The organism is Pseudomonas sp. S07E 245 (genome assembly GCF_019599025.1).
GTDB lineage: Bacteria > Pseudomonadota > Gammaproteobacteria > Pseudomonadales > Pseudomonadaceae > Aquipseudomonas > Aquipseudomonas shirazensis.
The window spans coordinates 2,562,433-2,585,037 of record NZ_CP080625.1; the positions used below are offsets into that span (position 1 = coordinate 2,562,433).

General features: G+C 62.1%; 19 protein-coding genes. 7 read left to right on the plus strand and 12 right to left on the minus strand.

The window, feature by feature from the left end; genetic code table 11:
- Positions 1-5: 5 nt before the first annotated feature.
- Positions 6-350 (minus strand): YggL family protein, encoded by a 345-nt coding sequence (locus K3F44_RS11885; protein WP_101321297.1) that lies wholly within the window; start codon positions 348-350, stop codon positions 6-8.
- A 184-nt stretch (positions 351-534) separates the two neighbouring features.
- Between K3F44_RS11885 and dacB the strand changes: the two genes are divergently transcribed.
- Positions 535-1,995, plus strand: a complete 1,461-nt coding sequence (gene dacB / locus K3F44_RS11890; protein ID WP_220634083.1) for a D-alanyl-D-alanine carboxypeptidase/D-alanyl-D-alanine-endopeptidase — start codon at positions 535-537, stop codon at positions 1,993-1,995.
- A 65-nt stretch (positions 1,996-2,060) separates the two neighbouring features.
- Here the strand turns inward: dacB and K3F44_RS11895 are convergent, their stop codons facing one another.
- Both K3F44_RS11895 and rlmKL read right to left on the minus strand, forming a co-directional pair.
- Complete coding sequence (locus K3F44_RS11895; RefSeq protein ID WP_220634084.1) at positions 2,061-4,418, minus strand: diguanylate cyclase; 2,358 nt, start codon at positions 4,416-4,418, stop codon at positions 2,061-2,063.
- 101 nt (positions 4,419-4,519) lie between these two features.
- Entirely contained in the window at positions 4,520-6,721 is a 2,202-nt protein-coding gene (rlmKL, locus tag K3F44_RS11900; protein ID WP_220634085.1) for a bifunctional 23S rRNA (guanine(2069)-N(7))-methyltransferase RlmK/23S rRNA (guanine(2445)-N(2))-methyltransferase RlmL, read from the minus strand.
- Between the two features lie 546 nt (positions 6,722-7,267).
- Between rlmKL and rmf the strand changes: the two genes are divergently transcribed.
- Positions 7,268-7,483, plus strand: coding sequence for a ribosome modulation factor (gene rmf / locus K3F44_RS11905; RefSeq protein WP_101321305.1), 216 nt, complete (start codon positions 7,268-7,270; stop codon positions 7,481-7,483).
- A 97-nt stretch (positions 7,484-7,580) separates the two neighbouring features.
- Here rmf and K3F44_RS11910 read toward each other — a convergent pair whose 3' ends face one another.
- Positions 7,581-8,606, minus strand: a complete 1,026-nt coding sequence (locus tag K3F44_RS11910) for a quinone-dependent dihydroorotate dehydrogenase (protein ID WP_101321307.1) — start codon at positions 8,604-8,606, stop codon at positions 7,581-7,583.
- 138 nt (positions 8,607-8,744) lie between these two features.
- Here K3F44_RS11910 and K3F44_RS11915 point away from each other — a divergent pair, with 138 nt between their 5' ends.
- The 5 genes from K3F44_RS11915 to cobA all read left to right on the plus strand — a co-directional run bounded on the left by K3F44_RS11915 (position 8,745) and on the right by cobA (position 14,406).
- Positions 8,745-9,959, plus strand: coding sequence for a CmpA/NrtA family ABC transporter substrate-binding protein (locus K3F44_RS11915; RefSeq protein ID WP_220634086.1), 1,215 nt, complete (start codon positions 8,745-8,747; stop codon positions 9,957-9,959).
- Positions 9,960-9,970: 11 nt separating this feature from the next.
- Positions 9,971-10,546 carry an ANTAR domain-containing response regulator gene (locus tag K3F44_RS11920; protein WP_220634087.1) on the plus strand — a complete coding sequence of 192 codons (576 nt, stop codon included), beginning with the start codon at positions 9,971-9,973 and terminating at the stop codon, positions 10,544-10,546.
- Between the two features lie 192 nt (positions 10,547-10,738).
- Positions 10,739-11,950 (plus strand): NarK/NasA family nitrate transporter, encoded by a 1,212-nt coding sequence (locus tag K3F44_RS11925; protein WP_101321311.1) that lies wholly within the window; start codon positions 10,739-10,741, stop codon positions 11,948-11,950.
- A gap of 9 nt (positions 11,951-11,959) precedes the next feature.
- Entirely contained in the window at positions 11,960-13,630 is a 1,671-nt protein-coding gene (locus tag K3F44_RS11930) for a bifunctional protein-serine/threonine kinase/phosphatase (RefSeq protein WP_220634088.1), read from the plus strand.
- 26 nt (positions 13,631-13,656) lie between these two features.
- Positions 13,657-14,406 (plus strand): uroporphyrinogen-III C-methyltransferase, encoded by a 750-nt coding sequence (gene cobA / locus K3F44_RS11935; protein ID WP_150570715.1) that lies wholly within the window; start codon positions 13,657-13,659, stop codon positions 14,404-14,406.
- Positions 14,407-14,481: 75 nt separating this feature from the next.
- Here the strand turns inward: cobA and K3F44_RS11940 are convergent, their stop codons facing one another.
- The 8 genes from K3F44_RS11940 to ppsA form a co-directional block, all read right to left on the minus strand.
- Positions 14,482-15,516, minus strand: a complete 1,035-nt coding sequence (locus K3F44_RS11940; RefSeq protein ID WP_101321317.1) for an OmpA family protein — start codon at positions 15,514-15,516, stop codon at positions 14,482-14,484.
- Positions 15,517-15,626: 110 nt separating this feature from the next.
- On the minus strand, positions 15,627-16,193 hold the full coding sequence (sigX, locus tag K3F44_RS11945) for an RNA polymerase sigma factor SigX (protein WP_101321319.1): 567 nt from the start codon (positions 16,191-16,193) through the stop codon (positions 15,627-15,629).
- Between the two features lie 113 nt (positions 16,194-16,306).
- Entirely contained in the window at positions 16,307-17,131 is an 825-nt protein-coding gene (locus K3F44_RS11950; protein WP_150570714.1) for a mechanosensitive ion channel family protein, read from the minus strand.
- 2 nt (positions 17,132-17,133) lie between these two features.
- Positions 17,134-17,385, minus strand: a complete 252-nt coding sequence (locus K3F44_RS11955) for a CrfX protein (RefSeq protein WP_101321323.1) — start codon at positions 17,383-17,385, stop codon at positions 17,134-17,136.
- Between the two features lie 89 nt (positions 17,386-17,474).
- Positions 17,475-18,470, minus strand: a complete 996-nt coding sequence (locus tag K3F44_RS11960; protein ID WP_150573137.1) for a CorA family divalent cation transporter — start codon at positions 18,468-18,470, stop codon at positions 17,475-17,477.
- 27 nt (positions 18,471-18,497) lie between these two features.
- Positions 18,498-18,989 carry a ribonuclease E activity regulator RraA gene (gene rraA, locus K3F44_RS11965; protein ID WP_101321327.1) on the minus strand — a complete coding sequence of 164 codons (492 nt, stop codon included), beginning with the start codon at positions 18,987-18,989 and terminating at the stop codon, positions 18,498-18,500.
- Positions 18,990-19,036: 47 nt separating this feature from the next.
- Positions 19,037-20,056 carry an alpha/beta fold hydrolase gene (locus K3F44_RS11970; protein WP_220634089.1) on the minus strand — a complete coding sequence of 340 codons (1,020 nt, stop codon included), beginning with the start codon at positions 20,054-20,056 and terminating at the stop codon, positions 19,037-19,039.
- Positions 20,057-20,152: 96 nt separating this feature from the next.
- Positions 20,153-22,528 (minus strand): phosphoenolpyruvate synthase, encoded by a 2,376-nt coding sequence (gene ppsA / locus K3F44_RS11975; RefSeq protein WP_101321331.1) that lies wholly within the window; start codon positions 22,526-22,528, stop codon positions 20,153-20,155.
- Positions 22,529-22,605 lie beyond the last annotated feature (77 nt).

Genomic DNA, 22,605 nt, shown 5'->3' on the forward strand with positions numbered 1-22,605 from the left:
CTGGATCAGGAAGCCGAGTTGATCGGCTTTTCCGGATACCAGGCGTCGAGCAGCGGGCTGACTTTGACTTCGGTCAGCTCGTTACGGCCCTTGAGCCACGCTTCGACAGCAGCACGCTGCTCTTCGCTGACCGAGCCACGCTCGGCCAGGCAGACCAGACCGAAGTCATCGCCGCCGACGTAGTCCAGGCCGTTGGCGTCCATGGCTTCTACCAGGAAGGCGTCGAGGAAGGCATCGATGGCTTCTTCAGACAGGTCTTCCTTGAAACCAAGGTTCAGTTCGAAGCCCAGCTCCTGGAATTCATCTACGCAGAGTTTTTTGCGCAGACGGCGGGAACGGTTGGTAGCCATGAAACAATCCTCTTAAGTAATTACGGGCGGCACTTTACCAGTTTCCGGGGCGCAGCGGCGCTTTTGTGTCGAACCCGGCACATACAGGACGCGCTTGGGGCATAATGCCCGCTATATTTCGATCTGGGGCCACCATCTTTTACAGCCCCGTTATTTCCCCCTCGCCCGCAGGGTTTTCCTACTTATGATCAAAGCGCTCCGCCCACTGCTGCTCGCCGGCCTGATGCTGCCTCTGGCCATGCCCACTCAGGCCGCCGTCAACACCACCTTGCCGCCCAAGGTGCAACAGGCTCTCAAGACCAACAAATTGCAGGACAACGCCCTGTCGCTGGTCATGCTCCCCCTCGATGGCCCCGGTACGGCAACGGTGTTCAACGCCGATGTGTCGGTCAACCCGGCCTCAACCATGAAACTGGTTACCACCTACGCCGCGCTCGAGCTGCTTGGCCCGACCTTTCAATGGAAAACCGAGTTCTACACCGATGGCACCCTGAGCAATGGCGTGCTCAACGGCAACCTGTACCTCAAGGGTGGCGGCGATCCCAAACTGAACATGGAAAAGCTCTGGCTGCTGATGCGTGACCTGCGCGCCAACGGCGTGCGCACCGTCACCGGTGACCTGGTGCTGGACCGCAGCCACTTCGTGCAGCCCAACCTGCCCCACTTCGACGATGACGGCGGCGACACCAACAAGCCGTTTCTGGTCAAGCCAGACGCGTTGCTGGTCAACCTCAAGGCGCTGCGTTTCGTTGCTCGCAATGACGGCGGCAAGGTCATGATTGCAGTCGAACCGCCGATTGCCAGTATCCGCATCGACAATCAGGTCAAGGCGGTCGCCTCCAAGCAGTGCGCCGGTGAGGTCCGCTATAACCCGCAGGTCAGACCAGAAGGTGTCACCGTAGTGGTCAGCGGCCAATTGGGCGAAGGCTGCAACTCGCAGACCTATCTGGCCCTGCTCGACCACCCCGCCTACGCGGCAGGTGCCGTTCGCGCAATCTGGAACGAACTGGGCGGCACCATCCAGGGTGGCGATCGCATCGAGAACGTGCCGAAAAGCGCTCGAGTACTGGCGCGGGCATTCTCGCCCGACCTGGTCGAGGTGATCCGCGACATCAACAAATACAGCAACAACACCATGGCTCAGCAGCTGTTCCTGAGCCTGGGCGCGCAGTTCCGTACCGATGCCGACGGCGATGACGCGCGCGCCGCACAACGGGTCGTGCGTCAGTGGATGGCGAAAAAAGGAATCACCTCACCGCACCTGGTGATGGAGAACGGCTCTGGCCTGTCCCGCGCTGAACGTGTCAGCACACGTGAAATGGCCACCCTGCTGCAGGCGGCCTGGAACAGCCCTTACGCTGCTGAATTCATCAGTTCGATGCCGCTGGTGGGCATGGACGGGACCATGCGCAAGCGCCTTAAACGCACTTCCATGACCGGCCAGGCGCATATCAAGACCGGCACTTTGAATACCGTGCGCGCAATCGCCGGCTTCAGCCGCGACAGCAACGGCCACACCTGGGCAGTGGCGGCGATCCTGAATGATCCCAAGCCATGGGGTGCGTCACAAGTGCTTGATCAGGTGCTGCTTGAGCTGTATCGCCAGCCGAAACTGAACACTGGCACCGCCGCATCGGGGCTCTGAACCAAGCAGTCTGAGCAGCGCGTGCCAGCCGCCGCGGCGCTGCTCGGCAGGCAGATCAGGCCGACTTAAGGCTGCACTACTTCAACTCGGTCGCGGCCACCCTGCTTGGCCGCGTACACCCCGGCATCGGCGCGCAGCAGCAGCGCATCGGCGCCCTCCCCCGGGTGCCAGGCAGCCACGCCGAAGCTTGCCGTGACCTTGCCGACCCCGTTGATCACCAGACTGCGTACCCCCTGCCACAGCTCCAGCGCCAGGGTGCGCGCCTGCGCGATATCGCTACCTGGGCACAGCACCATGAACTCCTCGCCGCCGAGCCGGCAGAACACGTCCGTACGGCGCAGACGATGGCTGATGTGCTGGCACAGGCTGCGCAGGACATCGTCACCTACCGCATGCCCATGCTCATCGTTGATGCGCTTGAAGTGATCGACATCGAGCATGATCACCGCCAGCTCCAGGCCATCACGCGCGGCGCGATCAAGCTCGATCTTCAGCCGCTCCTGGAAGTAGCGGCGGTTGTGAATACCGGTCAACACGTCGGTAATCGATAGCGCCCGCAGCTCGTGCTCGACCCGCTTGGGCTCGGAAACATCGGTCAGATAGCCATGCCACAAGGTGCATCCCGCCTCGCCTAGTTCAGGCGTGGCCTCACCGCGCACCCAGCGCAAACCGGCCTGCGGCAGAATCACCCGATACTCTTCGCGCCACGGGGCAAGGTGCTCTGCCGAGTAACGGATCGAGCGCAGCACCCGCTCCAGGTCATCAGGATGAATCCGCTCGGTAATCGGCGCCGCATCCTCACGCAGCTGATGCAGGTCGATCTCGTAGATGTCGAACAAGCCCTGGCTGGCGTAGGGAAAACATGTATGTCCAGACGCATCCAGACGGTACTGATAGATGCCTCCGGGCACTTCGGCACTGAGCTTCTCCAGCAGCCGATCACGCACCGCCAGTGCCTCATGCACGCGGCGCCGTTCAGTGACATCAATGCAGATTGCCAGGTAGCCGACCCAACGGCCGTGCTCATCGAGCACCGGGCTGACCAGCATGGTCGCCAGCAGCTGGCTGCCATCGCTACGTTGCAGGGTCCATTCGCCAGGCTGGTTGTCCGCGGCCTGCGCCGCATCGGCAAAGATTGCCTGAGCGCAGCTGATGTCGCGGCCGTGCTGCTGGCTCAGGGCCTGGGCGCGCTGGTGCAACTCGTCGGCCTGAATCAGCGCGGGCAGATCAAGCCGGCCGACCACTTCGCTGGCGGCATAACCCAGCATGCGCTCGGCGCCAGCATTGAAGGTGATGATCCGGCCCTCGAGGTCAGTGGCGATAATCGCCACCTGAGTTGCCGCATCGAGCACGCTGCGCAGTTGGTTATGGGTGCCCCTGAGGGACTGCTCACTGATGCGCAATTCGGCCGTGCGCTGCTCGACCAGCTTCAATGCGCGCTGGCGCTGGCTGAGCACGCTGTACAGCAAAGCGCCGAGCAGCACGCTCAGCAGCGCCCCAAGTAGCGCGACCGCCGGCACCAACGATGAACGATTGGCGTGGACGAAGCTTTGGCTGGGACGAATCAGCATCTGATAGGGATAACCAGCCAGCTGCAGTTGACGGGCACTGGCCATTGCCAGCGGCGCTGCCGGGTTGAGCGACTGGTACAGCAGGTTTTGCCCGCTGCCATCGCTGATGCGCACCACCAGGTCGTCGTCCGTTGCAGCTGACACGCCCTCGCTGACCAAGCGCTGCAAGTCGAGCAGGACAATCACATAGCCACTGGGTACACCGTCGCCTGCAACATTGGCGAAGACTGGAGCAAGCATCATCAGCACTACCGCCGCAGGCTGCTCTGGCAACTGCCATGGCGCGGACACCGCCATGCTGCCTGGGGTAGTCGCGCGCACCAAAGTGCTTTGCACGCGTCTCAGGTTGAACAGCTCCAGGCCAGAAGGCAGCCCAGCCAGATTGGAAGTTTGCACAAAGCGTATGGGGTAGGCGTGGCCGCGTAATGCTAAGGGCTGTACCTGCGCCTGGCCGCCAGCATCAGGGGACGCATTGTGGACAGCCAGTTCGGCACTCGCCCCCCACCTGGCGGTGGCAACGGCGGGCGCCCAGGCGTAGGCCAAAGTGCGCTGCAACAGCGGTTTGACGTAACCCTGAAATTCGCCTGCGGTGACGTTATCGGAATAACTGAAAAAGCGCCGCAGGCTATCCAGGCGCTGTTGCTGGTCTGCCAGGCGTTCGGCAATACGGCTGTAGCGGTCTGCGGCCAGCAGCTCGAAGCGCTGGCGCAGTTGCTGTTTGGAGAAGCTGTACGCGGCGGTCGTCAGCGCCGCCGTGAACAAAGCGCCGCTGATTACCGCCAGCAGCGCCAACGCCCAGGCCGGTAATGCCTGATAGAGCAGGCCAAACACATTCGCACGCACCTTCGACATAGAGCGATCTCGTCACGTCAGCGTCCTGCGAATTTTTCAACCCTGACTATTTATAGCTATTGGCCATTAGCGGCGCAACTCCGACATTACCCAGTGCCACTTCAGCGCAGCTGCAAGCGCCAGGCACGGTGGATCTTGCTGTTGCGAGCAAAGTCCGGATCAACCGTCTGCGCGCTTATTTCTTCCACGGCATACCGCGCGCTCACGCTCTCGTCGAGCTGGAACTTGCGGAAGTTGTTGGAGAAATACAGCACACCGCCAGGCGCCAACCGGGCCAGGGCCAGGTCAAGCAACTGCACGTGGTCGCGCTGCACGTCGAACACCCCTTCCATGCGCTTGGAATTGGAGAACGTCGGCGGGTCGATGAAGATCAGGTCGTAGCTCTCGCGGCAGCTCTCCAGCCAGGCCATGACGTCACCCTGCTCCAGGCGATGGCGATCGGAGTAGCCATTGAGCGAGAGGTTGCGCCGCGCCCAATCGAGGTAGGTCTTGGACAGGTCGACGCTGGTGGTCTCGCGTGCGCCGCCCTTGGCCGCATGCACAGTCGCCGTGGCGGTGTAGCAGAACAGGTTGAGGAAACGCTTGCCGGCCGCCTCGCGCTGGATGCGCATGCGCATCGGACGGTGATCGAGGAACAGCCCGGTATCGAGATAATCGGTCAGGTTGACCAGCAACTTGACGCCGCCTTCGCTGACTTCCTGGAAACGCCCTTCAGTCGCTTGACGCTCATACTGGCGAGTACCGCTCTGACGCTGACGGCGCTTGAGCACAATACGCTGCTGATCGATGCCCAGTGCCTGCGGGATCGCTGCAAGCACATCGAGCAGACGCCCTTGGGCCTTTTCTGGATCGATGGTACGCGGGGCGGCGTACTCCTGAACGTGCACCCAATCCTGGTAGAGGTCGATCGCCACAGCGTATTCGGGCATGTCGGCGTCATACAGGCGGTAGCAGTCGATCTGTTCGCGGCGGGCCCACTTGCCCAGCTGCTTGAGGTTCTTCTGCAAGCGGTTGGCAAACATCTGCGCACCTTCGGAAAGGCGCGCCGGCTCGTTGACGACTGCCACCGGGCGATCGCTGTCAGCTTCTTGGGCCTCGACAGAACGACGCTCGCCGGAGACACCCGTGACGAACTGATCAGGCTGGATCTTGAACAGCAGCAGTTTGCAGGGCAACGCGCCGTTCCAGAACGCGTACTGTTTGTGGCTGCGCACACCCATACGCTTGCCCAGTTCAGGCGCGCCGGTGAACACCGCCGCCTCCCAGCCCAGACACGCCTGGCGCAGACGCTCGCCCAGGTTCTGGTAGAGGTAGAGCAAGCTGGCCTCATCGCCCAGACGCTCGCCGTAAGGCGGGTTGCTGATGACCAGACCTTTCTGGTTCTGGTCCGGACGCGGTTCAAACGTGCCGACCTCACCCTGGTAGATCTTGATCCAGTCGCTCAGGCCGGCCCGTTCGACGTTGTTGCGGCCCGGCTGAATCAGCCGTGGGTCGGCTTCGTAACCGCGAATCCACAGCGGCGGCTTGGCCAGGCCGGCTTCGGCGCGCTGGGTTGCTTCGTCATGAACCTTGCGCCACAACGCCGGCACGTGGCCAAGCCAGGCGCTGAAGCCCCAACGCTCGCGCTTGAGGTTGGGCGCAATATCGGCGGCAATCATCGCGGCCTCGACGAGGAAGGTACCGACACCGCACATCGGGTCAGCCAGCGCGCCGCCTCCGGCAGCAATGCGCGGCCAGCCGGAACGAATCAGCACCGCTGCGGCGAGGTTTTCCTTGAGCGGCGCGGCGCCCTGCTGCAGGCGATAGCCGCGCTGGTGCAGGCTGTGCCCAGAGAGGTCGAGCGAGAGGATCGCTTCACCACGATCCAGGCGCAGGTGCACACGCATGTCCGGATTCAGCTTGTCGACCGACGGGCGCAGGCCGTCTTTGTCGCGCAGCTTGTCGACGATGGCGTCCTTGACCTTCAGCGCACCAAAGTGGGTGTTGTCGATGCCCGAGCCATGCCCGCTGAACTCCACGGCCAGCGAGCCATCGGCGAGCAGATGATCCTGCCATTCGACGGCATTGACGCCGTCGTAGAGGTCATCGGCATTTTTCATCGCAAAACGTTTGAGCACCAGCAGTACGCGGTTGCCCAAGCGGGACCACAGGCACAAGCGGTAGGCGGTTTCCATGTCGGCCTCGCCACGAATGGCCGAGGTGTGCTCACGCACGTCCTCAAGGCCGAGGCCTCGAGCCTCATCGGCGAGCAGGCCTTCTAGGCCCTTGGGGCAGGTGAGGTAAAGTTCGAAACGGTCCGACATGAGTAATCCAGTGCCTATGGCTATTTGAGTGACGGGACGACGCATCGTCCGTCAGGGTTTTCCCGAGCGCCCTTTTCAGGCGCTCGGGTGGCCTTGCGTGATTCGCGAAGGCCTGGCCGCCCGACAATTGTGCATGCACCCAAGGGTGAAAGCAGCCTTTGATCGTCGAGCAGTACGAAAAATTCTTGCGCCAGGTCATTAAAGTGACCCTTCGTCGCATTTCAAATTAATTCAGCCGTTTTTTGACGACGCTGGCCAAATAGCGGCCAGTGCGGCTAAACCCCGATCACAGCGGGCATTTGCCCAAACAAGGTTGAGTCGCATTTATTTACTTATCACTTCACCTACAGAAACGTTACGTCCTTATGACAAAACGATCATTCACACTGTGACTTTCATTGGTTAGAACTGACCACAGGCCGCTTCGCAACGAAACGGCACTTCAAGCTCGCCACGCCGGCAGCGAGCGCAAACCGGCAGAAAGATTCTGCCCGGCCTCTGTGAGGCCGACGGGACATTACAGTCAACAAGTGAGGGCAACACCCTATGAGAAGACTTAAGCGTGATCCGTTGGAAAGAGCATATTCACGTGGCTACCAGTATGGGGTCACCGGCAAATCTCGCGAACTTTGCCCTTTCACCCTAGCATCTGTACGTCAGGCCTGGATAAACGGCTGGCGCGAGGGTCGCGGAGATAACTGGGACGGCATGACCGGCACTGCTGGCATTCATAGACTCAACGAAAATCACGCCGTTGGCTGATCAAGGAATCTGAATTCGAGTCACCATGCACGCCCCATCCGGGCGGCGGGCTGCGGCCCAGGGGCCCCTTAAAGGGGCCCTTTTTTATGCCCGCTGATCAGCCCCGTGGCATTGCTGCAATGGCATCGACTGCTTCGCGAATCAGCGCCGGGCCCTTGTAAATGAAGCCCGAATAGATCTGTACCAGGCTGGCACCGGCAGCGATTTTCTCAGCTGCGTGACGGCCTTCGGTGATCCCACCTGCGGCGATGATCGGCATCCGCCCGGCCAACTCCCCTGCCAGCACCTTGACCGTATGGGTACTCTTGGCCAGCACTGGCGCACCCGACAGGCCACCGGCTTCAGCGCCATACGGCAGGCTCTCGACGCCTTCACGGGACAGCGTGGTGTTGGTTGCGATCACTGCATCCATGCCCGACTCCAGCAGCGCCGCAGCTACCAGCGCTGTTTCTTCGTCGGTCATGTCCGGGGCAATCTTGATCGCCAGCGGCACACGCTTGGCATACTCAGTGGCAAGCTGCTCGCGGCGCACCGCAAGTGCATCCAGCAACTGCTTGAGCGAGTCACCGAACTGCAGCGAGCGCAGGCCCGGGGTATTCGGCGAGCTGACATTGACGGTGATGTAGCTGGCGTCGTTGTAGACCTTCTCCAGGCCAATCAGGTAATCGTCGACCGCGCGCTCGACCGGCGTGTCGAAGTTCTTGCCGATGTTGATCCCCAGCACGCCATCGAAGCGCGAGGCACGCACCCGCTCCAGCAGGTGATCGACGCCCAGGTTGTTGAAGCCCATGCGGTTGATGATCGCCGTTGCCTCAGGCAGACGAAACAGCCGCGGCTTGGGGTTGCCCGGCTGCGGGCGTGGCGTCACGGTACCGATTTCGACAAAGCCGAAGCCCAGCTGGGCAAAGCCATCGATGGCCGCGCCGTTCTTGTCCAGACCCGCCGCCAGCCCGACCGGGTTGGCAAAGTTCAAGCCCATCACCGTCACTGGCGATGGCGCCGGCTGCTTGCACAGCAGGCCATTGAGCCCCAGCCGGCCACCGGCACCAATCAGGTCCAGGGACAGGTCGTGGGAGGTTTCCGGAGAAAGCTTGAACAGCAGCTGGCGGGCCAGGTTATACATGGGCGGGCAAGACTCGGGGATGAGTGAGGGGGCGATTATAGCCAGCACGCCGCTGGCGCGACAGGCCTTTGCTGACCGTCTGGCATATGCCTTGCTTCAACAGCAGGCACAGCCTATTCGGTACAGGCGAGGATTTTTGTGAATACAGCTCCCCACGCAACACCTCTGGCCTGGGTCAACGGTAGTGACGCGCCGGAAAAACCCAGCCTCGATATCGGTTTCATGGCCCTTACCGACTGCGCTTCGGTAGTGGTTGCCGCCACTCAGGGCTTCGCCCAGCAGCAAGGCCTGACCCTCAACCTCAAGCGCCAGGCCTCCTGGGCCGGCATGCGTGACAAGCTGGTCAGTGGCGAGCTGGATGCAGGGCATTGCCTGTATGGCCTGATCTACGCCGTGCACCTGGGCATCGGCGGCAGCGCCCGCCGCGATATGGCCGTGCTGATGGGCCTGAACCAGAACGCCCAGGCCATCAACCTGTCACCCGCCCTGCAGCGCAAAGGCGTGACCAGCCCTGAAGCACTGGCAAAACTGGTGCACCAATCAGGGGCGAAGCTGACCTTTGCCCAGACATTTCCTACCGGCACCCACGCCATGTGGCTGTATTACTGGCTGGCCAGCCAGGGCATTCATCCGCTGCACGACGTCGCCAGCGTCGTGGTGCCGCCCGCGCAAATGGTCGCCCATGTACAGGCCGGTCGCATCGATGGCTTCTGCGTCGGCGAACCGTGGTCAGCCCAGGCGGTGGCCGAGGGCCAGGGCTTCACCCTCGCCACCAGCCAGTCGATCTGGCCGGACCACCCGGAAAAGGTCCTTGGCTGCGCGCGAGCGTTTGTCGAGCTGTACCCCAACAGCGCCCGCGCACTGGTCAAGGCGATATTGGCCGCCAGCCAGTTCATCGAGCAGAGCCAGGAGAATCGCCGTAGCACGGCTCATCTACTGAGCGGCAGTGCCTACCTGGATACTGCAGTGGCGACGATTGAACCGCGCCTGCTCGGCGACTATCAGGACGGGCTGGGCAATCACTGGCAGGACCCCCACGCACTGCGCTTTCATGACCAAGGCCGGGCCAACCAGCCCTACCTGTCCGATGGCATGTGGTTCATGACCCAGTTCCGCCGCTGGGGTTTGCTGCGCGAAGACCCCGACTACCTGGCGGTCGCCAACCAGGTGCAGCAGCTAGCCCTGTACCGCGCTGCTGCCGCTGAGCTCGGCTTGCCAGGCGACGTATCAGCGATGCGCAGCAGCCTGTTGATCGACGGTATCCGCTGGGATGGCAGCGACCCGCATGGCTACGCCCGCAGTTTTCACCTGCACGCCATGACACCGGCGCCTAGCGCCCATCTCGCTCGGTGAAGGGGCTGAACATGCTACGGATCCTGTTGATCGACGACACAGAGAAAAAAGTCGGCCGGCTCAAGCTGGCACTGATCGAAGCCGGCTTCGAGGTCATCGAGGCCACGGGCCTGACCATCGACCTGCCTGCCTGCGTCGAAACGGTGCGCCCGGACGTGGTCTTGATCGATACCGAGTCACCGGGGCGTGATGTCATGGAGCAGGTGGTGCTGGTCAGCCGCGATCAGCCGCGGCCGATTGTCCTGTTCACCGACGAACACGACCCGGATGTGATGCGCCAAGCGATCCACGCCGGGGTCAGTGCCTACATCGTCGAGGGCATTCAGAGCAGCCGCCTGCAGCCGATTCTGGATGTAGCGATGGCCCGCTTCGAGAGCGACCAGGCGCTCAAGGCCCAGCTGTTGGCACGCGACCAGCAACTGGCCGAGCGCAAGCGTGTGGAGCATGCCAAGGGCTTGCTGATGAAGATGAAGGACTGCAATGAAGAGCAGGCCTACACCCTCATGCGCCGCCAGGCCATGAGCAAGCAGCAGAAGCTCATCCAGGTGGCGGAGCAGATCATCGCCATGCACGAGTTGCTCGGCTGAAACGGTTGCCTCCCAAGGGGTTGGCCCGGCTTTTGCTCTGCAATCACTACAGGTAGCCAACGGCGGTTGCCACAGTTTCCGACAAAGACGTCGCTCACCCTCCATCAAGATGGATCGGGTAGCGGCGTCTTTTTCGTTCCAGCCCAGCACAGCCTGGGCATGACAACCGTTGCAAGCCGCGTGAGGTGTTCGATGAATACGAGCTTCTGGAAATCCGGGCATGTGCCTACCCTGTTTGCTGCATTCCTGTATTTCGACCTGAGTTTCATGGTCTGGTACCTGCTCGGCCCGATGGCGGTGCAGATTGCCACCGACCTGCAGTTGACCCCACAAGAGCGCGGCCTGATGGTCGCCACGCCCATCCTGGCCGGCGCCCTGCTACGCTTTGGCATGGGTCTGCTGGTCGATCGTCTGTCGCCCAAAACCGCTGGACTGATGGGCCAGGTGGTGGTGATCGTGGCGTTGGCCTGCGCCTGGCACTGGGGCGTGCACAGCTACGAACAAGCCTTGCTGCTGGGAGTTTTTCTCGGATTTGCCGGCGCTTCGTTCGCCGTGTCACTGCCGCTGGCCTCGCAGTGGTACCCGCCGCAGCATCAGGGCAAAGCGATGGGCATCGCTGGCGCCGGCAACTCCGGCACCGTCTTCGCGGCGCTGCTGGCGCCGGCCCTGGCCGCAGCCTATGGCTGGAACAACGTGTTCGGCTTCGCCCTGATCCCGCTGCTGCTGACCCTGCTGGTGTTTGCCTTGCTGGCCCGCAACGCGCCGCAACGACCAAAACGCAAAGCCATGGCCGACTACTTCAAGGCGCTGGGTGATCGCGATAGCTGGTGGTTCATGTTCTTCTACAGCGTCACCTTTGGCGGCTTCATTGGCTTGGCCAGCGCCCTGCCGGGCTACTTCAGCGACCAATATGGCCTGAACCCGATCACTGCCGGCTACTACACCGCGGCCTGCGTGTTTGGCGGCAGCATGATGCGCCCGCTGGGCGGCGCTCTGGCCGACCGCTTTGGCGGCATCCGCACCCTGCTCGGCATGTATGGCGTAGCTGCGGTATGTATCGCCGCGGTCGGCTTCAACCTGCCTAGCGCCACGGCTGCGCTGGCTCTTTTCGTCAGCGCCATGCTTGGCCTGGGCGCCGGCAATGGCGCAGTGTTTCAGCTGGTGCCGCAGCGCTTCCGCCAGGAAATCGGGGTAATGACTGGCTTGATCGGCATGGCCGGCGGCATCGGTGGCTTCCTCCTGGCCGCAGGGCTGGGCATGATCAAGCAGCACACCGGTGACTACCAGCTGGGTCTGTGGCTGTTCGCAAGCCTGGGCCTGCTGGCCTGGTTTGGCCTGCATGGGGTCAAACTACGCTGGCGCACCACCTGGGGCTCGGCTGCGGTTACCGCAGCGCGGGTATAGGGCAAACCCATGAGCCTGCAATTGCGCTTTGCCCAAGCCAGCGCCACCGGTCCGCGCAGCGAAAACCAGGACGCTCTGCGCCTGGTGACACCGGCGCCGGAATTGGCAGCGAGCAAAGGCTATCTGGTCGCACTGGCCGACGGCGTCAGTCAGTGCGCCGATGGCGGCCTGGCCGCGCGAGCCAGCCTGCAGGCGTTGGCGCTGGACTACTACGCCACGCCGGCCACCTGGCCGGTCGCGCAGGCTCTGGATCGCCTGCTGCTGGCGCAAAACCGCTGGCTGCGCGCCCAAGGCAGCGGCCAGCCGCTGCTGACCACCCTCACTGCGCTGGTCCTGCGCGGGCGCCGCTTCACCCTCGCCCACGTCGGTGACTGCCGTGCCTATCGCTGGGATCAGGGCCGCTTGCTGTGCCTGAGCGAAGACCATGTCTGGGATCAGCCGGGCATGCAGCATGTCCTCAAGCGCGCGCTGGGCCTGGACCAGTATCTGTTGGTGGACTACCTGGACGGTGAACTGGTTGCCGGCGAAACCCTGCTGCTGCTCAGCGATGGTGTCTGGGCCTGCCTTGGCGAGCAAGCGATTGCCGCCATCCTCAGAGATCAACCTGACCTGCAGGACGCCGCCGACATCTTGGTCGCCAGCGCCCATCATGCCGGTAGCCAGGACAACGCCAGTGCCGTGCTGGTGCAGATCGAACAGCTCGGCCCGAGCAACTTCAGCGACACCCTGGCGCAACTGCAGCAATGGCCAGTGCCCGGGCCGCTGCGCCCCGGGCAAGCCATCGATGGCTGGCAGGTCGATGCTCAGTTGACCCGCAGCCGCCAGTCGCTGCTGTATCGGGTGCATGACAGCCAGGGCCAGGCGTGGCTGCTCAAGACCCTGCCCGGCGCCGCCGAAGCAGATCCGGGTGCCGCTCAGCGCTTGCTGCAGGAAGAGTGGTTTCTGCGGCGGGTGGCCGGTCGGCACTTCCCAGAGGTGCACGCGGCCAATCACCGTCAGCATGTGTACTACCTGATGCGCGAATACCCGGGCCAGACCCTCAGCGCCCTGTACAACGTGCAAGGCCCGCTACCCCTGGCGCAGTGGCTGGAAATCGCCCGTCAGTTGCTGCAGGCAGTCGGCGTGCTGCACCGGCGCAACCTGCTGCATCGGGATATCAAGCCCGAGAATCTGCACCTGGGCACAGACGGCCAGTTGCGCCTGCTCGACTTTGGCCTTGCCTATTGCCCAGGGCTTTCTGAAGACGCCTCCCATGACCTGCCCGGTACGCCGTCATTCATTGCCCCGGAGGCGTTCGACGGGCAACTGCCGCAGGCGCGCCAGGACCTCTATGCCACGGGTGTAACTCTTTACTACCTGCTCACCGGGCACTACCCCTACGGTGAAATCGAGGCCTTCCAACGGCCGCGCTTCACCCACCTGGTCAGCCCCGGCCGTTATCGCCCGGACCTGCCTGAATGGCTGCAACGCAATCTGGAGCAAGCCGTCGCGGCCGATCCCCGGCAACGTTTCGAAACCGCCGAGCAATGGCTGCTGTTGCTCGAACGTGGCGACCGCCAGGAACTGAGCGAGCGGCCACGGCCATTGCTGGAGCGCGAGCCGCTCAAGGTCTGGCAGACGCTTGCCGTGCTGTCTCTGCTGTTCAACCTGATATTGCTGTTCAGCCTGTTCAAGGGCTGAGCGCGCTGCTTGATGAGGAACATCTGATGAACGCAAAAATCTGGTTGGTTGGTGCCGGCCCCGGCGACCCTGAACTGCTAACGCTGAAAGCGGTGCGGGCCTTGCGCGAGGCGCAGGTGGTGATGATCGATGACCTGGTCAATCCGGCTGTGCTTGAGCATTGCCCAGGGGCACGGGTAATTGCCGTGGGCAAACGCGGCGGTTGTCGCTCGACGCCGCAAGCGTTCATTCAGCGCCTGATGTTGCGCCATGCCCGCCAGGGGCGCTGCGTGGTGCGCCTGAAAGGCGGCGACCCATGCATCTTTGGCCGTGGCGGCGAAGAAGCACTGTGGCTGCAGCAGCGCGGTATCGAGGTGGAGTTGGTCAACGGCATCACCGCTGGACTGGCCGGTGCCACTCAGTGCGGCATCCCCCTCACCCTGCGCGGGGTCAGCCGTGGCGTGACCTTGGTGACTGCACATACCCAGGATGACAGCGAGCTGAACTGGGCAGGCCTGACTCAGGGCGGCACCACCTTGGTGGTGTACATGGGCGTGGCTCGGCTGGGGGACATTCGACGGGGTTTGCTCGAGGCCGGCATGGCGGTAGACACGCCCGTCGCCATGATCGAAAACGCTTCGCTCCCGAGCCAGCGCGAGTACCGCAGTACGCTGCTGGAGATGGCCATGGATGCGACCGCCTTCGCCCTGCGCAGCCCAGCAGTACTGGTGATAGGCGAAGTGGCGCGGCAAGGCGCGGTGGCCGAGCTGGTGACCGCAGCCGTAGGCGTTGCCTGAACGCGGCACAGCGGACTTTTTTACAGGCAAAGAAAAACCCGGCCTAGGCCGGGTTTTTCCTGAATCTCAGACCAATTACTTGGCTTGAGCTTCTACTTGCGCTTCAACGCGACGGTTAACAGCGCGACCTTCTTCGGTGGCGTTGTCAGCGACCGGACGGGTTTCGCCGTAGCCAACCGAGTCAACACGGCTCGATTCTACGCCGTACTGCTGGGTCAGAACTTGCTTAACGGCGCTAGCGCGACGCTCGGACAGCTTCTGGTTGTAAGCGTCTGGACCTACGGAGTCAGTGTGACCTTCGACAGTGGTAGTAGTCGATGGGTACTGCTTCATGAAGTCAGCCAGGTTCTTGATGTCGCCGTAGCTGTTAGGCTTGACAACCGACTTGTCGAAGTCGAACTTGACGTCCAGCTCAACACGTACGACTTCGGCAACTGCTGGGCAGCCGTCGGCGTCAACGGTAACGTTGGCTGGGGTGTCTGGGCATTTGTCGACGTTGTCGCAGACGCCGTCGTTGTCGCTGTCGGAGCACACTTCAGCAACTGGAGCTGGAGCGACTTCAGCAGTCTTCGGGCTACCGCCGAAGTTCAGGCCGATACCAACGCTTGGCGCCCACTCGGTGTCGCCTTGGTCGATGTTGTACTGAGCTTCAACGCCAGCACGAGCGTAGAACATGTCGGTGATGTACCACTTGGCACCAGCGCCAACGTTGGCGAAGGTGGACTGGTTACGACCACCACGGCCGGTCTGGCCGATGGACTGGTGGGAGAAACCAGCCGACACGTACGGACGGATTGCGTCGTACGGGTTGTTGAAGTGGTACAGAGCGTCCAGGGCGGTGTTCGAGCCCTTGATGTTCTTGCCATCTTCGCCACGAGCGTTGTGGACTTCGTCGTAGCCCAGACGCAGTTCAACGTCGTCGGTCAGGAAGTAACCGATCGAGCCGCCGAACAGGTTGCCGTCGTTCTTGAAGTCACGCTGGCTGTCGAAGAATTCTTTCTTGTAGAAGCCTTCGACTTCTACAGCGCCTGTGCCTTGTGCCAGAGCGCCGAACGAAGCAGCGGCAACGAGCGAGCCAATGGCCAAGCCCAAAGTGTTTTTCAATTTCATCCGTTAAATCCCCATCGTGTGATAGATAAGCAGTCCCACCAAAAACCGGGGGACAACTCGACGGCAAGTCTAGCAGAACTCACCGGTGGTTTAGAGACATTTGCTGGCCACTAAGTTTCAACCTCGCCAGCAAATTTCTCTCTGAGCTTGTCGAGCGCACGCTTGTAGCGCATTTTCGTTGCGCTCAAGCCCATGTGCATGATATCGGCGATCTCCTGGAATTCCAGCTCTGCGACAAAACGCAGCACCAGGATCTCGCGGTCAATCGGGTTCACATGCACCAGCCACTTGTCCAGGCCGCCCTTTTCTTCAGGTTTTGGTGCCTTGTCCTCTGACGCCTCTTCTATAGGGTCAAGGCTCAAGGCATCCATCAGCCTGCGTTTGCGTCGCTCCTTGCGGTACTGGGTGATGCACTCGTTGTAGGTGATGCTGTAGAGCCAGGTCTTGAACTTGGATTTACCTTCGAAGTTCTTCAACCCGTACAGCACTTTCAGCATCACCTCCTGACAGACATCGTCAGCGTCGCGGTCGTTCCCCAGATAACGTGCACAAACGTTGAACAGGGTCCGTTGGTACCGGCGCATGAGTTCCTCATACGCCCGGGTAACGTGAAACAGCTCCTCATGCGAACGCGCCACCAACTCCTCGTCGGTGAGTTCGTGTGGGTCATAGCGCATGGGCGGCGAATGAACTTTATTCAAAACGAATCTGGCCGACAGTCAGGTCAAGTCGCCGCACGCACCCTCAGGGCGCGTTTTCGCGGCGACATACAGTAACAGCTTTTACCCGGTTAGCGGCTATCGACACGCTGTTCGAGCAAGCTGCGGTTGGCCAACGACACCAATTCACCTTCGTCGGTCAGCACTGTCGTCTTCACCGTGCCGATCTCTTCGATCTGCCCTTCAACCTCTCCAATCCGGACCTGCTGGCCGACCTGATACAGCTCGCGCACGTAAATCCCAGCCAGAATCTGCCCGGCAATTTCGCGGCTGCCCAAGCCCATCGCCAGGGCAATTGCCAGACCAACGGTAATCAAGCCAATGACGATTACGTGGTTGAGCAGGTCGGTCTTGACCTCCAGCTGGCTGATAGCCACCGAGATCGCGATGATGATCACCAGGCCCTGGGCGATGCGCCCGACGCCTGCAGCGTACTCCAGGCCGATGCCCTCCGCGGCGCCGCGGACCAGGCCATTGACCAGTTGCGCAAGCATGACCCCGGCCAGCAGCACCAGGGCCGCGCCAAATACCTTGGGCAGATACAGCGCGAGCATGTCCAGCGTTGCCGAGACCCGCTCAAGGCCGAGTGACTCAGCCGCAGAGACGAGGAAGATCAGCAGCACGAACCAATACACGATCTTGCCGATCAGGGTCGATATCGGCACCTGAATGCCGCCGCGGCTGAGCATCTTGGTCATGCCGGTACCGGCCATCAGGCGGTCCAGGCCGAACTTGGCGAGCAGCTTGGACAACAGCGTATCGAGCAGCTTGGCCACCACGAAACCGAGCAGCACCACGACCAGCGCGCCGAACAGGTTGGGGATGAAGTTCGCCACCTTGGTCCAAAGGGCAGTCATTGCGGTGACCAGGCTCTGGGTCCAGAGATCGAGTTCCATATTCAATCAGCCTTATCAGCTTTGCTGCCAGCGGCAGGATTACGGCGCACCGGCGCAACATGCGCCGAGCCATTGTTGACGGCAATCATCAGCGCCTGGCTCCAACGGCCAAGCAAGCTGAATAGATCGCCTGCACCAACCTGACGGTTGGCGGTTTTCAGCACGCGACCCAGACACGCTGCGTCGTCTCGGTCCTGACCGGACGGCGACGCATTGAGCAGGTCACGCAAGGATTGTTCAAACGGATCGTGCATGGGCACCTCGCGTAATGTCAGTCAAAGACGAGGGCGCCGGGCAACGGGTCACAACGTCACCGCATGCGAATGTTTCAAAATGCACCGGATCACACCCAGCGCAGGCGGCGGAACAACCACCACTGCCCTGCCGCCAGCGCCAGTACCAGCAGGCTGGCGAACAGGAATCCATAGGGGCTGTCGGCGCCCGGAATGCCGCCGACGTTGATCCCCAGCAGGCCGGTGACAAAGCTCATCGGCAAGAAAATGCAGGTGATGATGCCGAAGCGGAACATGGTCCGGTTCATCCGCTCGCTGCGCCGCCGGTCTTCGCTCTCGAGCACCAGTGCGGCGCGCTCGCGGGTCAGTTCCAGCTCCTCTAGGTAGCGGATCAGGCTGTTGTTGAGCTCGTTCCAGTAATCGGCATCGGCGTCAGCGAACCAGCTCCACTTGTGCCTTGTAAGCTGTACGTAGATTTCCCGTTGCGGCGCCAGGAAGCGGCGCAGGCCGGCAGCGCGGCGGCGAATCTGCTGCAGCACGCCGTCTTCCGGAGTGTACCGTTCGTCGGATTCCACCTTCTCTTCTTCGAAATCGACCAGTTCGGACAGATCACTGACCAGCGCCTGCACCTTTTCGGTCAGCAGTTCGCCCATCAGCAAGAGCAACTCGGAGGCCGATTTGGGCCCCCTGCCCTCGCTCAGCAGCTGCAGGATTTCGTCGCTGGCACGCAGTGGCCGCAAGCGCAGCGAGATGATCCGTTGCGCCTGGGCAAATATGCGCACCGAGACCATATCTTCAGGCTCGGCACCAGGATTGAGATTGACCCCGCGCAAAAACAGCAGCAACTGCTCATCCGCCAACGGCAACAGCCGTGGTCGGGTGTTTTCTTCAAGCAGCAGCTCGCAGCTGAACTCGCTCAGCCCGCTTTCGCGCAGCAACCAGCTGCGGGTCTGCGGATGGCTGCGGTCCCAGTGCAGCCAAAGGCTCTGCTCTGGCTGCAACTGCAGGTCATCCAGTTCGGTCCGAGCGATAGAACGCGCGCCACCTTTGCCATCGAGCACCAGGGCATGCACCAGCCCCCACTGCGCGTTGTCTTCCTCGAACATTCCAGCTCCATCAGCGCGCGCGGCGCATCACTCGGGCATTTGCAGCGGTTGCGGCGAAACGATCACGCCGTTGTTGTCGGCGTAAACGTATTCACCCGGGCGGAAGGTCACGCCGGCGAAGGTCACCACCACGTTGAGGTCGCCAAGGCCACGCTTGTCGGTCTTCAGCGGATGCGCGGCCAGCGCCTGCACACCGACGTTGGTCTGCACCAGCACGTCGACATCGCGCACGCAGCCATAGATGACCAAGCCTTCCCAACCGTTTTGCGCAGCCTTGGCGGCAATCATGTCGCCCAGCAGCGCGCAGCGCAGCGAGCCGCCACCGTCGACCACCAGCACCTTGCCGCGGCCATCAAGCTCGGCTTGGGCCTTGACCAGCGAGTTGTCTTCAAAACACTTGATGGTCACGATCTGGCCGCCGAACGAGTCGCGGCCACCGAAGTTGCTGAACATCGGTTCCAGCACCTGGACCAGGTCTGGGTTGGCGTCGCACAGATCGGGCGTTACGTAATGCTGCATGGGAAGGCTCCTGTCAGGCACAACGAAAGCGGAAAGTCCAGCCAAGGCTACACCGCGCGAGGTGGTGCAGTCATCTGCGACTGCTCAGTCAGGCTGGCCGCCAGTTCGGCGCCACGTACCGGCGCGTCAGGATCACGCAACCAGCCTTCGATCAGCGGCCATACCTGGGTCTGCGCAGCCTTGCTTACCAACATGTCGACATGGCCAAAGGCATCGAAGCCCTGCTCCCGGCCCAGGCAAAGAAACTGCTTGCGCTCGGCGCCGTATTGCTCGAACAGCTTGCGGCAGGCCCACACCGGGTCCTGCAGATCACCCGCGCCCGCCACCGCCAGCAGTGGCACATCGACCTCGGTCAGCCCTGCCCACCAATCCTTGCCCTTCTCGCCGAAGCGCCCGAACAGGCCATGCCAACGCATGCTCTCCAGCGCCAGGCCGATCGGCTCGTCTTCCGGCCCGCGCTTGAGCCGGGAGCCAGAAATATGTGCAAAGCGTTTGAGCAGCAAGCGCGCGCCCCACTCCACTGTCGGCACCTTCAACGGCCAGTACACGCGGCTGATCTGGGTGCCAAACAGGGCCACGCTGGCCACCTGTTCAGATGGCAGGTAAGCGCCACCCAATGCTGCCGTAAGCGTGGTCCCGCCCAGCGAATGGCCGATCCAGTGGGGAGCCCGGCCGGCTTGTTCATGGACAAATGCAGCAATCACCGGCAGATCGTAGCGCGCGTAGTCGGCTACGCGGTTTTGCCGCCACTGGCGATTACGCGGTGACAGGCCATGACCGCGCATCTCCGGGATCCACACATCAAAACCGGCCCGCGCCAGAAACGCGCCCAAGCCGATGCCTTTGGGCGAAAACCAGAACCGTCGATTGGAGAAGCTGCCGTGCAGCAAAATCACCGGTATGCCATGAACGCCGCCGTGATCGGCAAGGCCAAGACGCGTGACCGCCAGCTCGACGCTGGGGTCGGGGCTGTTGCCAGCCTTGATCCGGTACACGTCTTCACTGAGGTCACCGCGGCGTTCGGCACTTTGCAAGGCCACGGGGAAGAGAGCGCTGCTGCTTTGCATAGAATACTTGTATGAAAAAGGGCGGGAACCATTGCTGGAACTCGCCCCGAAGAATACGCGCGCAGGCACGTTGGACGTGCCTGCGCAGTGGTTGGATCAGGCCGGGGCTTGACCTTCGGCCAGGAAGAACCAGGTCTCGAGTACCGAATCCGGGTTCAGCGACACGCTCTCGATCCCCTGTTCCATCAGCCACTTGGCCAGGTCTGGGTGGTCGGAAGGGCCCTGGCCACAGATGCCGATGTACTTGCCGGCCTTGTTACAGGCCTGGATGGCGTTGGCCAGCAGCTTTTTCACCGCAGGATTACGCTCATCGAACAGGTGCGCGATGATACCCGAATCGCGGTCCAGGCCCAGGGTAAGCTGAGTCAGGTCGTTGGAGCCGATCGAGAAGCCGTCGAAGTACTCGAGGAACTCTTCAGCCAGAATCGCGTTGGACGGCAGCTCGCACATCATGATCACGCGCAGGCCGTTGTCGCCACGAGCCAGGCCGTTTTCGGCAAGCAAATCGACAACCTGGCTGGCCTCACCCAGGGTGCGCACGAACGGTACCATGATCTCGACGTTGGTCAGGCCCATCTCGTTGCGCACGCGCTTGAGCGCACGGCACTCGAGCTCGAAGCAGTCACGGAACGACTCGCTGATGTAACGCGAAGCACCGCGGAAGCCCAGCATCGGGTTTTCTTCTTCCGGCTCGTACAGCTTGCCGCCGATCAGGTTGGCGTATTCGTTGGACTTGAAGTCCGACAGACGCACGATGACCTTTTTCGGGTAGAACGCCGCAGCCAGGGTGCTGATGCCTTCGACCAGTTTCTCGACATAGAAGCCGACCGGATCGGAATAACCGGCGATACGCTTGTCGACACTGTCCTTCAGCTCAGGTGGCAACCCGGCGTAGTTGAGCAGCGCCTTGGGGTGCACGCCGATCATGCGGTTGATGATGAACTCCAGACGCGCCAGGCCGACACCGGCGTTGGGCAACTGGGCAAAATCAAAGGCGCGATCCGGGTTGCCGACGTTCATCATGATCTTGAACGGCAGGTCGGGCATGGCATCGACCGAATTCTGCTTGATGTCGAAGCCCAGCTCACCTTCGAAGATGAAGCCGGTATCGCCCTCGGCGCAGGACACGGTCACGCCCTGGCCGTCCTTGAGCAGCTGGGTGGCGTTGCCACAACCGACTACGGCCGGAATGCCCAGCTCACGAGCGATGATCGCCGCGTGGCAGGTACGCCCGCCACGGTTGGTGACGATGGCGCTGGCGCGTTTCATGACCGGTTCCCAATCCGGGTCGGTCATGTCCGACACCAGCACGTCGCCCGGCTGGACGCGGTCCATTTCCGACACGTCGTTGATGATCCGCACCTTGCCGGCGCCGATGCGCTGGCCAATGGCGCGGCCTTCGACCAGTACCGTGCCCTTCTCTTTGAGCAGGTAGCGCTCCATGACATTGGCGCTGGCGCGGCTTTTTACCGTTTCTGGGCGGGCCTGAACGATGTACAGCTTGCCGTCGTCACCGTCCTTGGCCCACTCGATGTCCATCGGCCGCTGGTAATGCTGCTCGATGATCATGGCCTGCTTGGCCAGCTCGTTGACTTCGTCATCGCTCAGGCAGAAGCGCGCACGTTCGGCACGGTCGACTTCGACGGTCTTGACCGAACGACCGGCCTTGGCTTCGTCGCCGTAGATCATCTTCAGCGCCTTGCTGCCCAGGTTGCGGCGCAAGATCGCCGGGCGGCCGGCTTGCAGGGTGTGCTTGTGGACATAGAATTCGTCAGGGTTGACCGCGCCCTGAACCACGGTTTCGCCCAGGCCGTAGGCGCCGGTAATGAACACCACGTCGCGGAAACCCGATTCGGTATCGAGGGTGAACATCACCCCGGCAGTGCCGGTTTCGGAACGGACCATGCGCTGCACGCCAGCCGACAGGGCGACCAGTTTGTGGTCAAAGCCCTGGTGCACGCGGTAGGAAATGGCGCGATCGTTGAACAGCGAAGCGAATACTTCCTTGGCCGCGCGGATCACGTTTTCAACGCCACGGATATTGAGGAAGGTCTCTTGCTGGCCAGCAAAGGAGGCGTCTGGCAGGTCTTCTGCGGTGGCCGAAGAGCGCACGGCCACGGCCATGTTGTCGTTACCCTGGGCCATTTCGGCGAAGGCAGCGCGGATTTCGGCATTCAGGCGCTCGGGAAACTCGGCTTCCATGATCCACTGACGGATCTGCGCGCCGGTCTTGGCCAGGGCGTTGACGTCATCCACGTCCAGTGCGTCGAGCGCGGCATGGATCTGCGCATTCAGCCCGCTCTGCTCGAGAAAGTCACGGTACGCCTGAGCCGTAGTGGCAAAGCCGCCCGGCACCGAGACGCCGGCACCTGCGAGGTTACTGATCATCTCGCCGAGGGATGCGTTCTTGCCCCCCACATGCTCTACATCATGGACGCCGAGCTTATCGAGGGAAACTACGTACTCTACCAAGGTGATCTCTCCACTAACGGTGTTGGAAAAGCTCAGAGCGCCCGCCTGACGGTTCAGACTGGGCCGGGCGCTTATGG